This window comes from Collimonas sp. (assembly GCF_039923675.1).
GTDB lineage: Bacteria > Pseudomonadota > Gammaproteobacteria > Burkholderiales > Burkholderiaceae_D > Collimonas.
In genome coordinates this window covers 1-14,462 of record NZ_JBDTCG010000096.1, presented here as the reverse complement: position 1 = coordinate 14,462, position 14,462 = coordinate 1, and the positions used below count along the sequence as shown (strand labels likewise).

19 protein-coding genes are annotated in these 14,462 nt (G+C 57.4%); 18 read left to right on the top strand and 1 reads right to left on the bottom strand.

Annotation, left to right across the window (positions count from 1 at the left end; translation table 11 throughout):
- Window positions 1–165 precede the first annotated feature (165 nt).
- The 17 genes from ABI171_RS21300 (at window position 166) to tatC (ending at window position 12,617) form a co-directional block, all read left to right on the top strand.
- Window positions 166–1,119, top strand: a complete 954-nt coding sequence (locus tag ABI171_RS21300) for an ABC transporter ATP-binding protein (protein ID WP_348094567.1) — start codon at window positions 166–168, stop codon at window positions 1,117–1,119.
- Window positions 1,119–1,874 (top strand): ABC transporter permease, encoded by a 756-nt coding sequence (locus ABI171_RS21295; protein WP_348094608.1) that lies wholly within the window; start codon window positions 1,119–1,121, stop codon window positions 1,872–1,874. The genes ABI171_RS21300 and ABI171_RS21295 overlap by 1 nt, the downstream gene beginning before the upstream one ends.
- 62 nt (window positions 1,875–1,936) lie before the next feature.
- Complete coding sequence (locus tag ABI171_RS21290) at window positions 1,937–2,173, top strand: BolA family protein (RefSeq protein WP_038484998.1); 237 nt, start codon at window positions 1,937–1,939, stop codon at window positions 2,171–2,173.
- A 90-nt stretch (window positions 2,174–2,263) separates the two neighbouring features.
- Complete coding sequence (gene murA / locus ABI171_RS21285) at window positions 2,264–3,514, top strand: UDP-N-acetylglucosamine 1-carboxyvinyltransferase (RefSeq protein ID WP_348094566.1); 1,251 nt, start codon at window positions 2,264–2,266, stop codon at window positions 3,512–3,514.
- 11 nt (window positions 3,515–3,525) lie between these two features.
- Complete coding sequence (gene hisG / locus ABI171_RS21280) at window positions 3,526–4,185, top strand: ATP phosphoribosyltransferase (RefSeq protein ID WP_348094607.1); 660 nt, start codon at window positions 3,526–3,528, stop codon at window positions 4,183–4,185.
- A 114-nt stretch (window positions 4,186–4,299) separates the two neighbouring features.
- On the top strand, window positions 4,300–5,622 hold the full coding sequence (gene hisD / locus ABI171_RS21275; RefSeq protein ID WP_348094565.1) for a histidinol dehydrogenase: 1,323 nt from the start codon (window positions 4,300–4,302) through the stop codon (window positions 5,620–5,622).
- Between the two features lie 19 nt (window positions 5,623–5,641).
- Complete coding sequence (locus tag ABI171_RS21270) at window positions 5,642–6,430, top strand: site-specific DNA-methyltransferase (protein ID WP_348094564.1); 789 nt, start codon at window positions 5,642–5,644, stop codon at window positions 6,428–6,430.
- A 204-nt stretch (window positions 6,431–6,634) separates the two neighbouring features.
- Entirely contained in the window at window positions 6,635–7,231 is a 597-nt protein-coding gene (gene hisB, locus ABI171_RS21265) for an imidazoleglycerol-phosphate dehydratase HisB (RefSeq protein ID WP_348094563.1), read from the top strand.
- 145 nt (window positions 7,232–7,376) lie between these two features.
- The gene (gene hisH / locus ABI171_RS21260; protein WP_348094562.1) at window positions 7,377–8,015 is read left to right on the top strand and encodes an imidazole glycerol phosphate synthase subunit HisH; all 639 of its coding nucleotides are present in this window, start codon (window positions 7,377–7,379) and stop codon (window positions 8,013–8,015) included.
- A 33-nt stretch (window positions 8,016–8,048) separates the two neighbouring features.
- Window positions 8,049–8,873 carry a 1-(5-phosphoribosyl)-5-[(5-phosphoribosylamino)methylideneamino]imidazole-4-carboxamide isomerase gene (hisA, locus tag ABI171_RS21255; protein WP_348094561.1) on the top strand — a complete coding sequence of 275 codons (825 nt, stop codon included), beginning with the start codon at window positions 8,049–8,051 and terminating at the stop codon, window positions 8,871–8,873.
- Entirely contained in the window at window positions 8,870–9,634 is a 765-nt protein-coding gene (hisF, locus tag ABI171_RS21250; protein ID WP_348094560.1) for an imidazole glycerol phosphate synthase subunit HisF, read from the top strand. The genes hisA and hisF overlap by 4 nt, the downstream gene beginning before the upstream one ends.
- Window positions 9,631–10,026, top strand: a complete 396-nt coding sequence (gene hisI / locus ABI171_RS21245) for a phosphoribosyl-AMP cyclohydrolase (protein WP_348094559.1) — start codon at window positions 9,631–9,633, stop codon at window positions 10,024–10,026. Before hisF ends, hisI begins: the two co-directional genes overlap by 4 nt.
- A gap of 29 nt (window positions 10,027–10,055) precedes the next feature.
- Window positions 10,056–10,433 (top strand): phosphoribosyl-ATP diphosphatase, encoded by a 378-nt coding sequence (locus tag ABI171_RS21240; RefSeq protein ID WP_348094558.1) that lies wholly within the window; start codon window positions 10,056–10,058, stop codon window positions 10,431–10,433.
- Window positions 10,434–10,504: 71 nt separating this feature from the next.
- Window positions 10,505–10,876: a histidine triad nucleotide-binding protein gene (locus ABI171_RS21235; protein WP_348094606.1), complete on the top strand. Its 372-nt coding sequence runs from the start codon at window positions 10,505–10,507 to the stop codon at window positions 10,874–10,876.
- A 101-nt stretch (window positions 10,877–10,977) separates the two neighbouring features.
- Window positions 10,978–11,187, top strand: a complete 210-nt coding sequence (gene tatA / locus ABI171_RS21230; protein ID WP_348094557.1) for a Sec-independent protein translocase subunit TatA — start codon at window positions 10,978–10,980, stop codon at window positions 11,185–11,187.
- A gap of 60 nt (window positions 11,188–11,247) precedes the next feature.
- Window positions 11,248–11,742: a Sec-independent protein translocase protein TatB gene (gene tatB, locus ABI171_RS21225; protein WP_348094556.1), complete on the top strand. Its 495-nt coding sequence runs from the start codon at window positions 11,248–11,250 to the stop codon at window positions 11,740–11,742.
- A gap of 89 nt (window positions 11,743–11,831) precedes the next feature.
- Window positions 11,832–12,617, top strand: coding sequence for a twin-arginine translocase subunit TatC (gene tatC / locus ABI171_RS21220; RefSeq protein WP_348094555.1), 786 nt, complete (start codon window positions 11,832–11,834; stop codon window positions 12,615–12,617).
- Window positions 12,618–12,659: 42 nt separating this feature from the next.
- Here tatC and ABI171_RS21215 read toward each other — a convergent pair whose 3' ends face one another.
- Window positions 12,660–13,346 carry a DUF2461 domain-containing protein gene (locus ABI171_RS21215; protein ID WP_348094554.1) on the bottom strand — a complete coding sequence of 229 codons (687 nt, stop codon included), beginning with the start codon at window positions 13,344–13,346 and terminating at the stop codon, window positions 12,660–12,662.
- 482 nt (window positions 13,347–13,828) lie between these two features.
- On the opposite strand from ABI171_RS21215, the gene ABI171_RS21210 reads away from it, so the two are divergent.
- Window positions 13,829–14,462 (top strand): contractile injection system protein, VgrG/Pvc8 family (locus ABI171_RS21210; RefSeq protein WP_348094553.1); only part of this gene is annotated, 634 nt, incomplete at its 3' end.

Sequence of the window (14,462 nt, the reverse complement as noted above, 5' to 3'; positions counted from 1 at the left end):
TAGTCCGCCGGGTTTGTCGTTGTTGCCCGGCCCCCGCAGCAAAAATCCAATATAATCAAGGGTTACGCCATTAGGCAGAGCGCCAGAGCGCCTGGAAACACAGTGTTTCCAGATACGTAACAGCGGTTTTGCGGCGGCACCCAATTTAAGAGTATCCAGGCAGCTATGGCGGCGATTCAAATCACTAACGTCAAGAAACGTTACCAGTCCCTGCAGGCTTTGGGCGGCGTTTCATTGACCATCGAAGAAGGCGAATTCTTCGGCTTGCTGGGTCCTAACGGCGCCGGCAAGACCACCTTGATTTCGATCATCGCGGGTCTCAATCGTCCCGATTCCGGCAATGTCACTATCCACGGCCACGATGTCGTCAGCAATTACCGCGCCGCACGTCGCAACCTCGGCGTGGTGCCGCAAGAGCTGGTGTTCGATCCGTTTTTCACCGTGCGCGAAACCCTGCGCATGCAATCCGGCTACTACGGCCTGAAAAACAACGACAAATGGATCGATGAGGTGATGGAAAATCTCGACCTCACCAACAAGGCTGACACCAATATGCGCGCGCTGTCGGGCGGCATGAAGCGCCGTGTGCTGGTGGCGCAGGCGCTGGTGCACAAGCCGCCGGTGATCGTGCTGGATGAGCCGACTGCAGGCGTCGATGTCGAATTGCGGCAGACCCTGTGGCGCTTCATTTCGCGCCTCAACCGCGAAGGCCACACCGTGGTCCTGACCACCCATTACCTGGAAGAAGCGCAGGAGCAGTGCAACCGCATCGCCATGCTCAAGCTGGGGCAGGTGGTGGCGCTTGACACCACCTCGGCGCTGATCAAGCGCATCGCTGGTTCACAACTGGTGATACAACTGGCCGGCAGCAGTCTGCCCGCGGCGCTACAGCATCTGTTGTTGCACGCAGACGGCGGCAAGTTCTCCTTGCGCGTCAATGAGTATGCCGATGTCGAACCGATCCTCGCGACCTTGCGCCAAGCCGGTGCGGTGATCGAAGACATGCAGCTGCAACAGGCCGATCTGGAAGACGTGTTCTTGCAGATCATGGATAGCAAGGTCAGCGCCAATGGCTTCAATGTCTACGCCGACGAATACAACGCAGGCGGTGTCAAATGATGGTCGGTTTTCAAACATTGTTCTACAAGGAAGTGCTGCGCTTCTGGAAGGTCGCGACGCAAACCATCGGCGCGCCGATCCTGACTGCCATGCTTTACCTGCTGATCTTCGGCCATACCCTGAAAGACCACGTCGAAGTCTATCCGGGCGTGCAATACACGGCGTTCCTGATCCCCGGCCTGGTCATGATGAGCGTGTTGCAAAATGCCTTCGCCAATACCTCGTCATCGTTGACACAGTCGAAAATGACCGGCAATCTGGTGTTTGTGCTGTTGCCGCCGTTGTCGCACTGGGAATTGTATGGCGGCTATGTGCTGGCCGCCGTGGTGCGCGGCCTGGCGGTTGGTTTTGGAGTTTTTGTGATCACTGCCTGGTTCGGCAACCTGTCTTTCGTGGCGCCATGGTGGATCATCATTTTCGCCTTCCTTGGCGCTGCGCTGCTGGGTACCATGGGCTTGATCGCAGGCATCTGGGCCGACAAGTTCGACCAGTTGGCAGTGTTTCAGAATTTCCTGATCATGCCGCTGACCTTCCTGGCCGGCGTGTTTTATTCGATCAAGTCGTTGCCGCCGTTCTGGCAAGCCGTGTCGCACCTGAATCCGTTCTTCTACATGATCGACGGCTTCCGTTACGGTTTCTTCGGCCAGTCCGATGTCAACCCGCTGATCAGCCTGGCGATCATCTGCATTGCGCTGGCGCTGTTGTCGACGCTGGCAGTACAGATGCTGAGACGCGGCTACAAGCTGCGTCACTAATCCATGTCATTACACTTCGTTATTTTGTAATGTTGTAATCTCGTAACCGGTAAGAAAATATCATGTTCCCTACACCCGATCTCGTTAAAAGTTACATCGCCGCCGGCCTGGAGTGTTCGCACCTGGAAGTCGAGGGCGACGGCCAGCATTTCAAGGCAGTAATCGTATCTGCGGCGTTTGCCGGCAAGCGCCCGATCCAGCGTCACCAGATCGTCTACGCCGCCTTGGGCGATCGCATGCGTGAAGAGATTCATGCGTTGTCGATGAAGACGTTGACGCCCGAAGAATTCGCCAATTAATTGCAGCACAGCTGGTGACAGCGTAGTAGCCCGATGAACATTTCTGGTCCGGATGACCAGGCTTAACGTGTAGCAGAGAGAGAAGCAAGAATGGATAAATTATTGATACAAGGCGGTAACCGCCTTTCCGGTGAAATCACTATTTCCGGCGCAAAAAATGCGGCGCTACCTATCCTTTGTGCGGGTTTGCTGACTTCCGACCAGCTGCAACTAAGCAATGTGCCGAACCTGCACGATGTCTCGACCATCCTCAAGCTGCTGCGCCAGATGGGTTTGAAAGCAACCCAGGACGGCCATTTCGTGACCCTGCAGGGCGATGCCATCACCAATCTGGAAGCGCCGTATGAAATGGTGAAAACCATGCGCGCATCGATCCTGGTGCTGGGCCCGCTGCTGGCGCGTTTCGGCGAGGCGCGGGTATCGCTGCCGGGTGGCTGCGGCATCGGTTCGCGTCCGGTCGACCAGCACATCAAGGGTTTGCAAGCGATGGGCGCCGAGATTTCGATCGAGGCCGGCTACATCCATGCCAAGGCCAAGAAGCTGAAAGGCACCCGTGTCGTGACCGACATGATTACGGTCACCGGTACTGAAAACCTGCTGATGGCAGCCACCCTGGCCGACGGCGAAACCGTGCTGGAAAACGCTGCGCGCGAACCGGAAGTCAGCGATCTGGCGCACCTGCTGGTGGCGATGGGCGCGAAGATCGACGGCATCGGCACCGACCGCCTGGTGATCCAGGGCGTCGACAAGCTGCACGGCGCCGAGCATTCGGTGATCGCAGACCGCATCGAAACCGGCACCTTCCTCTGCGCGGTAGCAGCCACCGGCGGCGACGTCATGCTGAAAAACACCCGCAGCCACATTCTTGACGCGGTGCTCGACAAGCTGCGCGAAGCCGGCGTGATCCTGACTTCCGGCGAAGACTGGATCCGCGTGCAGATGGCGGCGCGGCCGAAGGCGGTCAGCTTCCGTACCACCGAATACCCGGGTTTCCCGACTGACATGCAAGCGCAGTTCATGGCCATGAACAGTATTGCCGAAGGCACCAGCCACGTCACTGAAACCATCTTTGAAAACCGCTTCATGCACGTGCAGGAAATGAACCGCCTTGGCGCGGCCATCGATGTGCAAGGCAACACCGCCATCATCAAGGGCGTCGACAAGCTGGTCGGCGCACCGGTCATGGCGACCGACTTGCGCGCCTCCGCGTCGCTGGTGATCTCCGGCCTGGTGGCGCAGGGCCAAACCATGATCGAGCGCGTGTATCACCTCGACCGCGGCTACGACCAGATGGAACGCAAGCTGTCGGCGGTCGGCGCCAACATCGAAAGAATCAAATGAGCCAGACGCATGTGGGTCAAAAACTGACGCTGGCCCTGTCCAAGGGCCGCATCTTTGAAGAGACCTTGCCGCTGCTGAAGGCCGCCGGCATCGAGGTCACCGAAGATCCGGAAACCTCGCGCAAGCTGATCCTGCCGACCACCGATCCGCTGGTCAACGTGATCATCGTCCGCGCCTCCGACGTGCCGACCTATGTGCAGTACGGCGCCGCCGATTTCGGCGTGGCCGGCAAGGACGTGCTGCTGGAACATGGCGGCGAAGGCCTGTACCAGCCGATCGACCTGGAAATCGCCAAGTGCCGCATGTCGGTCGCGGTGTCGGCCGGTTTCGACTACGCCAGCGCGATCCGTCAGGGCGCGCGTCTGCGGGTCGCCACCAAATACCTGCTGACCGCGCGCGAGCACTTTGCCGCCAAAGGCATGCACGTCGACCTGATCAAGCTGTACGGCTCGATGGAGCTGGCGCCGCTGGTCGGGCTGGCCGATGCGATTGTCGATCTGGTGAGCACCGGCGGCACCTTGCGCGCCAATAACCTGGTCGAAGTCGAACACATCATGGATATTTCATCGCGGCTGGTGGTCAACCAGGCCGCCTTGAAACTGAAGCGCGAACGGTTGCAACCGATCCTGGATGCCTTCGAAAGAGCATCGATTCAAGGGGATTTCCAATAACGCCGTCATCCCCGCGAACGCGGGGATCCATGTAGGAGGCGCCGAGCCTTACTGAGTAAAATGGATTCCCGCGTGCGCGGGAATGACGCTGCGATGGTTATTACAGGAAGCAACATGAGCATAGCAATCAGAAAACTCGATGCGGCGCAGCCGGATTTCCAGGCGCAACTGACCGCCGTGCTGGCTTTTGAAGCTGGCGAGGACGAAGCCATCGACCAGGCCGCAGCGCGGATTCTGGCCGATGTCAAAGCGCGCGGCGACGCCGCCGTGCTGGAATATACCAACCGTTTCGACCGTCTCGGCGCCACCAGCGTAAGCGCGATGGAAATCGGCCGGCAGGAATTGCAGGATGCCCTGGCCCAGCTGTCGCCAGAGCGCCGCAACGCCTTGCAAACCGCCGCAGACCGCGTGCGCGCTTATCATGTGCGGCAAAAGAAAGAATGCGGTTCGGATGGCTTCAGCTACACCGAAGCCGACGGCACCGTGCTGGGCCAAAAAGTGACGCCGCTGGACCGCGTCGGCATCTACGTCCCTGGCGGCAAAGCCGCTTATCCATCATCGGTGTTGATGAATGCGATTCCGGCCAAGGTCGCCGGCGTGCAGGAAATCATCATGGTGGTGCCGACTCCGGACGGTGTCAAGAATCCGCTGGTGCTGGCGGCGGCTGCCATCGCCGGCGTCGATCGCGTATTCACCATCGGCGGCGCGCAAGCGGTAGCGGCGCTGGCCTATGGTACTGACACCATTCCACAAGTCGACAAGATCGTCGGTCCCGGCAATGCCTATGTCGCCGCGGCCAAACGCCGCGTGTTCGGCATGGTCGGCATCGACATGATCGCCGGACCATCGGAAATCCTGGTGATCTGCGACGGCACGACCGATCCTGACTGGATCGCGATGGACTTGTTTTCGCAAGCCGAGCATGATGAACTGGCGCAATCGATTTTGCTATGCCCCGATGCCGGCTATATCGCGGCGGTCGAAGCCAGCATCAACCGCCAGCTGGCGGCGATGCCACGCCACGAGGTGATCCGCACCTCGCTCACTGACCGCGGTGCGCTGATCAAAGTGCGCGACATGGAACAAGCCTGCGAGATCGCCAATTACATCGCCGCCGAACATCTGGAAATTTCGGCCGAGAATCCGCAGCACTGGGCTGACCGGATCCGCCATGCCGGCGCCATGTTCCTCGGCCGTTATTCTTCGGAAGCGCTGGGTGATTACTGTGCCGGACCGAATCACGTGCTGCCAACGTCACGCACGGCGCGTTTCTCTTCCCCGCTCGGCGTCTACGATTTCCAAAAGCGTTCCAGTATGATCAACATCAGCGAAGCCGGTGCCCAGACCTTGGGCAAGGTGGCTGCTGAACTGGCTTATGGCGAGGGTTTGCAGGCGCATGCGCGCTCGGCGGAATACCGCCTGAAAGGCAAACCTTAATGGCCGCCGCGTGCCGGGCATGAGCGGCGACTGGATCAACCACGTCTTCGGCGAAGATGCGTTGCAAGGTTTGCAGCGCATTCCGGATGGCTCGGTCGATCTGTTGCTGGCCGACCCGCCGTATGGCCTCGGCAAGGATTACGGCAACGATTCCGACAAGCTCGATACCGCCGCCTACCTGAAGTGGACAGAGGAATGGATCGATGCAGCATTGCCGAAATTGAAGCCGAACGGCAGCCTGTACATTTTCCTGACATGGCGCTTTTCGCCGGAAATCTTTGTCATGCTGAAGCAACGCATGACCATGATCAATGAAATCGTCTGGGACCGCAGGGTGCCGTCGATGGGCGGCGGAACGCGGCGTTTTTCGTCGGTGCACGATACCATCGGTTTCTTTGCCCGCGCCAAGGATTATCACTTCGATCTTGACGCCATCCGCATTCCCTACGACGCTGAAACCAAGAAAGCCCGTTCGCGTTCGATCTTCGTCGGCGCCAAATGGCTGGAGTTGGGCTACAACCCGAAAGATGTCTGGAGCGTGTCGCGCCTGCATCGCGAACATCGCGAGCGCGCCGACCATCCGACCCAGAAGCCCCTGGAAATCGTCGAGCGCATGATCAAGGCATCCTGTCCGCCCGGCGGAGTGGTGCTGGATCCCTTCATGGGCAGCGGCACGACTGCGGTGGCGGCGCGCCGTTGCGGCCGTAATTTTGTCGGTTTCGAGTTGAATCCGGAGTATTGCGCACTGATAGAGCAGCGGCTGGCGCAACTTGATGGCAAGAAGCCGGATGAACGTGCGCTGGCCTGAGATTCGGGGAAAAGCAACGCTGATACAGATTATCAAGACGGGTCTTAGCAGGAAAGCCCGAAAATGCCGGTAAAATGGCGGTGCGACTCAAAAGGCTGCGCCCAAAGCTTCAATAACGGAGAAGCTGTAATATTTAGCATCTAGTACACTTACCTCCATGGCGCCTGGTGCGTCACCACATCGTAAATTGGTCTCAAGCTCAACATGTCTACGCCTCGTACTGCATCGATCACCCGCAACACCAATGAGACGCAAATCCGCGTCTCCATCAATATTGACGGCAGCGGCCAGCAAAAACTGAATACCGGCGTGCCGTTCCTGGACCATATGCTGGACCAGATTGCGCGGCATGGCCTGATCGACCTGGATATCGAAGCCAATGGTGATTTGCATATCGATGCCCACCACACGGTGGAAGACGTCGGCATTACCTTGGGGCAAGCGTTCGCCAAGGCCATCGGCGACAAGAAGGGCATCCGCCGTTACGGCCACTCCTATGTGCCGCTGGATGAAGCGCTGTCGCGCGTCGTCATCGATTTCTCCGGCCGTCCCGGACTCGAATTCCACGTACCGTTCAAGCGCGCCATGATCGGCGGCTTCGACGTTGACCTCACCCACGAATTTTTCCAGGGCTTTGTCAATCATGCGCTGGTGTCTTTGCATATTGACAACCTGCGCGGCGAAAACGCCCACCATCAATGCGAAACCGTATTCAAAGCGTTCGGCCGCGCGTTGCGCATGGCTGCAGAACTGGATCCACGTTCCGCCGGGACGATTCCTTCGACCAAGGGCAGTCTCTAGATCAGTAGTTGTTTGACGACTAATGTAATCACCAAAGCGCCGCTTTAATCCTGTGTTGCCGTCCTTGTAATCCATTGCGCCGGTGCTGGCCGGCGGAGGCAGCAGCGTGGCACAGGGTTTGTTTCTTCAGACCTGAATTTTTATCATGAACAAAATCGTTGTGGTTGACTATGGCATGGGTAACTTGCGCTCTGTAGCGCAGGCCCTGCGTCAGGTAGCGCCTGAGGCCGAGGTGCTGATCTCCGGCGCCATCGCCGATATCAAGGCGGCCGACCGGCTGGTGCTGCCGGGCCAGGGCGCAATGCCGGACTGCATGCGCTGCCTGCGCGAGTCCGGCGTCCAGGAAGCCTTGCTGGAGGCCTCGCGCAACAAGCCCTTGTTGGGCGTATGCGTGGGCGAGCAAATGCTGTTCGACAGCAGTGAGGAAGGCAACACCGCCGGCCTGGGCCTGTTGCCGGGCGAAGTAGTGCGCTTCCAGCTCGATGGCCAGCTGCAGCAAGACGGCTCGCGTTTCAAAGTGCCGCAAATGGGTTGGAACCGCGTGCGCCAGGCGCAGTCTCATCCGCTCTGGAATGGCATTGCCGATGATGATTATTTTTATTTCGTGCATAGTTACTACGCTGTCCCGGCCGCCGCCGAACATACCTTCGGCGAGACCGTTTATGGCGCCGCATTCAGCTGCGCCGTCGGCCGTGATAATATTTTCGCGACACAGTTCCATCCGGAGAAGAGCGCTTCCGCCGGTTTGCAGTTGTACAAGAACTTTGTGCAATGGCAGCCTTAAACCAAACATTGACCTTTAACTGAACCTGTAGCCATGCTGCTGATACCTGCCATCGACCTCAAAGACGGTCACTGCGTACGCCTGAAACAAGGCGATATGGACCAAGCCACTGTATTTTCCGATGATCCGGGCGAAATGGCCCGGCATTGGCTGATGCAGGGTGCTCGTCGCCTGCATCTGGTCGACCTGAACGGCGCATTTGCCGGCAAGCCGAAGAACGAACCTGCGGTCAAGGCCATCATCAAGGCCGTGCGCGAATTCGCCCTGCTCAACGGCGTCGAGGAAATCCCGATCCAACTCGGTGGCGGCATTCGCGATCTCGATACCATCGAACGTTACCTGGACGACGGGCTAAGCTACATCATCATCGGCACCGCCGCGGTCAAGAATCCCGGCTTCCTGCATGACGCCTGCAGCGCGTTCCCGGGCCAGATCATCGTCGGCCTGGATGCCAAGGACGGCAAGGTCGCCACCGACGGCTGGAGCAAGCTGTCCGGCCATGAAGTGATCGACCTCGCCAAGAAATTCGAAGACTACGGCTGCGCGTCGATCGTCTACACCGACATCGGCCGCGACGGCATGATGGGCGGCGTCAATATCGAAGCCACGGTCAAGCTGGCGCAAAGCATGACGATCCCGGTGATCGCTTCCGGCGGCGTGCATAACGTCCACGACGTTGAAGCATTATGCGCGGTGCAGGATGAAGGCATCGAGGCGGTGATTTGCGGCCGTTCGATTTATGAAGGCACGCTCGATTTGCGTTCGGCGCAAGAGCGCGCCGACGAATTGAGCGGCGACCTGATTGATTTTGCCGAGGACGAAGATTTATCGGAGCAGCCCGAAGCTGACAAACCATGACTCTCGCCAAACGCATCATTCCCTGTCTCGATGTGACCAATGGCCGGGTGGTCAAGGGCGTCAATTTCCTGGAGCTGCGCGATGCCGGCGATCCGGTCGAAATCGCGCGCCGCTACGACGATCAGGGCGCCGATGAAATCACCTTTCTCGACATCACCGCCTCTTCCGATAACCGCGACCTGATCCTGCCGATTATCGAAGCCGTGGCGTCGCAGGTATTCATCCCGCTGACGGTCGGCGGCGGCGTGCGCGTGGTGGAAGACGTGCGGCGTTTGCTGAATGCCGGGGCCGACAAGGTTGGCATCAACACCTCTGCCGTTACCAATCCGCAGCTGGTGGCCGATGCGGCCGCCAAGTACGGTTCGCAATGCATCGTGGTCGCCATCGACGCCAAACAGGTCGCGCCGGGCAAGTGGGAAGTGTTCACCCACGGTGGCCGCAAGGCTACCGGCCTCGATGCGATCGAGTGGGCGCAAAAGATGGAGCAGCTGGGCGCCGGTGAAATCCTGCTGACCAGCATGGATCGCGATGGCACCAAGGTCGGTTTCGACCTGGCCTTGACCAGCAGCGTATCCAACGCCGTGACGATTCCGGTGATTGCCTCCGGCGGCGTCGGCGGCTTGCAAGACCTGGCTGACGGCATCAAGATCGGCCGCGCCGATGCGGTGCTGGCGGCGAGCATTTTCCATTATGGTCAACACACTGTGCAAGAAGCCAAGAAGTTCATGGCGGCACAGCAGATTCCGATGAGGCTAGCATGAGTAGCGTGAGTTGGTTAAACAAGGTGCGCTGGGATGAACACGGCCTGGTGCCGGTGATTGCCCAGGAGCTGGGATCGAACGATGTCTTGATGTTCGCCTGGATGAACCGTGACGCTTTGGCGAAGACGGTGGCGCTGGGCGAGGCAGTCTATTGGAGCCGCTCGCGCAAGAAACTGTGGCACAAGGGTGAAGAGTCCGGCCATGTGCAAAAAGTGCACGAAATCCGCCTCGATTGCGATGAAGACGTGGTGCTGCTAAAGGTGACCCAGGCCGGTGATATCGCCTGCCATACCGGCCGCCATTCCTGCTTCTTCCAGAAATACGAAGGCGACAGCAAGAGCTGGGAAGCGGTCGAGCCGGTGTTGAAAGAACCGGACGAGATCTACAAGTAACTTGAAAAATAAGCGGATTAGCATCAATCATGAGTGAAACCCTACAACGCCTGGCGGCGGTCATCGAATCGCGTAAACCGGCTAACGGTGGCGATCCTGCTACTTCGTATGTGGCGCGCCTGTTCGCCAAGGGCGACGATGCGATCCTGAAAAAGATCGGCGAAGAAGCCACCGAAACCGTCATGGCCGCCAAGGATGCGCGGGTCGACGGCGACGTTTCGCATGTCTTGTATGAGTGCGCCGACTTGTGGTTTCATTCGATGATCCTGCTGGCGCAATTCAACCTGACGCCGCAAGATGTACTGGCGGAGCTGGCGCGGCGCGAAGGCTTGTCCGGACTTGAAGAAAAGGCCAGCCGCGCACCGGCCGAGACTGTAGTTCCGCTAGTCGGCAAGCCTGAGAGTTGATACCTGCGCAAGCATGGTGATTTTATTAGCAAGACCTGATTCCCTACGGCTGTTTGATCTCTGGAGATAATTTGGAAAATTGTATTTTTTGCAAAATTGCAGCCAAACAGATTCCATCGAAGCCGATCTATGAAGATGACGAGCTGATCGCCTTCCATGACATCAATCCGGCGGCGCCTGTCCATTTTCTGATTGTACCGAAGCAACATATTGCGACTCTTGCCGATTGTGATGAGCACCACGCCGCTTTGCTAGGTAAAATGACGCTCCTGGCGCCACGTCTTGCAAAAGAGCAAGGTTGCGGTTACCAGCTCGATGAGCAGGGCCAGCCTGGCGGCGGTTTCAAGACCTTGTTCAACACCGGACCGGATGGTGGCCAAGAGGTGTACCATTTGCATATGCACGTCATTGGCGGTCCCAAGCCGTGGCGCGGGCAGCGCTAAGCCGGGTTTGTACGGCGAGCGATTGCTGACGGGTTGTAAGGATTTAACGGTTAATCTGACTTAGCAGGTCCGGGCACAGGATGTCCGGCAAGGAGAAAAAAATGGGTTCGTTCAGTATTTGGCACTGGTTGATCGTGCTGGTCATCGTGATGTTGGTATTTGGCACCAAGAAAATCGGCAACATGGGTTCCGATCTGGGCAAGGCCGTCAAGGGCTTCAAGGATGGCGTCAAGGGCGAGGAAGAAAAAGCCGCTGCTGACAAGCAGGCGATTGATGTCACCGCCAAAGAAAAGGACAAGTCTGGCAACTGAGTCATGTCTGCCGGCGCGCTTTTGTGCTATCGGCTTACCTGATGCTTGCCGCTCCTCTCCATGATCGATATTGGTCTTACTAAACTCGCTCTGATCGGCGTGGTCGCCCTGGTTGTGGTCGGCCCTGAGAAACTGCCGACGGTCGCTCGCATGGCGGGCTCGCTGTTCGGCCGTGCGCAGCGTTACATCAATGAAGTGAAATCGGAAGTCAGCCGAGAGATCGAGCTGGAAGAGCTGCGCAAGATGCAGCAAGAGGTGCAGGAAGCGGCCACCGATATCGAGCAAAGCATCTCGCGCGGGGTTTCCGACGCCAACAAATACGTCCATGCCGCCTGGGATGACGGCGTTGGCAGCACGCCCGAAATATACAAGGTTGAGCAGCTGGCGGCAAAGGCCAAGAGTTTTCGCAAGAAAAAGCTGGCGCGCAGCAGCGCCATTCCGGCTTGGTACAAGCAGCAAAGCGGCCAGAAATCACGCGTCTTGTCGGGCGCTGCGCGGGTTGCCAAATACCGTCCGGCCAGCCAGGGCAAGTCTTCCGGTTCATTTTTTTCATGACGCTTTTCATGATGCACGCATCAACTCAATGCACTTCCGGTTGAGGCTTGATATCCGCAAATTAGCTTGTTCGCAAAATAGCCGCCCCCATGACTGAAGAACAGAAAACCAGCGGTTTCGATAAAACCAGCGGCGTCGAAGAGACGTTCATTTCGCATCTGGTGGAATTGCGTAATCGCATCATGAAGGCATCGATCGCGATCATCGTGATCTTCCTGTGCCTGATGCCGTGGTCTGCGAATATCTACGACTTCCTGGCTGCGCCGATGTTGAACGCCCTGCCGCATGGCAGCAAGATGATCGCCACCGGCGTCATCACGCCATTCCTGATCCCGGTCAAAGTGACACTGCTGGTGGCTTTCGTGATCGCCTTGCCGTGGGTGCTGTACCAGTTGTGGGCATTTATCGCGCCGGGTTTGTATGCGCACGAAAAGAAGCTGATTGCGCCGCTGGTAATATCGTCGTCGATACTGTTTATCACCGGCGTCGCTTTTTGCTATTACCTGGTATTCGGCGTGATTTTCCACTTTATCAACAAGGTGGCGCCGGCTTCGATATCGGTGACACCGGATATCGATAATTACTTCGATTTCGTGATGACCATGTTCATCGCCTTCGGCATGACGTTCGAGGTGCCGATCGTGGTGATCGTGCTGGTGCGCATGGGCCTGGTGTCGCTGGAAAAGCTGAAATCGATCCGTCCTTACGTGATCGTCGGTGCGTTCGTGGTGGCTGCGGTGGTGACGCCGCCGGACATCATGAGCCAGATGCTGCTGGCCGTGCCGCTTTGCCTGCTGTATGAGATCGGCCTGCTGGTAGCGCCGCTGTTCGTCAAGGCGACCCAGGCGCCAGTCGAGTCGGAAGAAACGGTGTAAGGATGTAACCGGAGCGGCTGTGCGGCCGCTCCTTTGTAGTCTCTATTCGGCAACCGGTGTTTTGATCTGCCGCAGCCAGCCCACTAGCGGATAGGCGTCCTTGAAACCGCTCAGCAGTTCTTTCTCCAACGCTTCAGACAGCATCTTCTTCAGCGGCTGTTCTTTCCAGACGATGAAATTCTTCAGCTTGATATATTCGATATGCGGCGAGTCGACGTCGAAGCCTTGCGGCGGCCGCACCAGCTTGCCCTCGGATTGCAGCGTGCCGTAAGTCTCTTTCAATTTCTTGTTCTTCAACAATTTGCCGAAACCGGTGGCATCCGCCACCACCTGGTTGCGGATCGCCCGCAAGCGGTCTGCCGGCGGCATGTATTCGCCGCCGGCCACCAGCAACGTGCCATCGGCATCTATGTGAAAATAATAGGCAGGGCCGCCGCCCTGGCTCGGCTTCTTTAAGCCGCTGGCGGTGATCGACGCCGAAAAATACGTCTTGTACGGACTCTTGTCATGCGAAAACCGCATGTCGCGGTTGATCCGGAATAGCGCCTTCTTCGGATTGCAACCGGCAATCGCCGGATCGAATTTGCTGATGTCGGCGATCAGACGTACCACCAGTTCCAGGAATTCCGCGCGCAGGATGTCGTAGCGCGGCTTGTTCATGACGAACCAGGCCCTGTTGTTGTTTTCAGAGAGTTCCGCAAGGTATTGGGTCAGGTCACGGACATGCATTGCAGTTTTCCTTTGTGCGCATATTTTTATAGAAAGCTTGTTTGATGGCCTGAATACGGCTCGGCGCTAATTATCGCACCAGATCGGATATTCGATTGAAGTGGACTCTTGCAGTTGGGGCCTGCCGAGAGAAGGATTTGATACGCTCGCTGTGCCCTTACCCAAATAGCAGCACCATGCCAGCGAGAACACCTTGTCGATGGCGTAGCCCGAAGTTCAAAATGCGAATGTGCAGCGATATTCGCAACGGCAAGTCTGGCCGCCGCAAAGCGCGGAAGATCCATCACCGATCTTACCGGCCAGTCCAGATCTGGGCGAACAGAGTTGGAGTGGGGCGACTGCGCCGCGTCGGTCAAAACAATGCTATTATTAATTATTAGACAATTATGTCATAACGCAATCATTTGCAATTCATCATGCAAATTTCGGTGTGATGTATCAAATACTTCCGCAGGGTAAATTCATTTTTATTGAAAGATAGTATGAGTGACGCCGCAAAAACACTACAGAGCTTGATCCAGGATCGACAGCACAATAGGATTTTGCGTGTCTCGTTCATCAATAAGGACGGTCCGAAGGCCGAGTTGTTAATCAATCGCCTGGATGCCAGCGAGGCGCTAAGCCGGGATTTTTCTTACACCGTCGAATTACTGAGCAATGACGCACACATTCCCTTAAAACTCATGATGGGCAAGCAGCTCTGCGTAGAGCTGATTCGCAGTGACGGCACGCCCAGGTACTACACTGGGTTCATCGACAGCTTCAGATTGAAACGTACAGATGGAGCGGTTGCATTTTATGAAGCCCATCTCGTGCCATGGTTAGCCTACATCAAAGCGGGGAAGGACAGCCAAGTGTTTCATCAACTGTCCCTGCAAGAATTGACAGCGAAAGTATTTGCCGATTACGGCGCACTCGCGACCTGGGATTGTGCGGTACACCATGATGACCCAAGCGTCACCGAAAGAGTAATGTTCAACGAATCCCCTGCTAATTTTTTGCATCGACGCTGGGAAGATTTGGGATGGCATTATCACTATGAACATACCGCCAAAGGCCATACGTTAAAACTGTCGGACGACTCCACCTATGTCGCTGCGATAGATGGCAAATCTG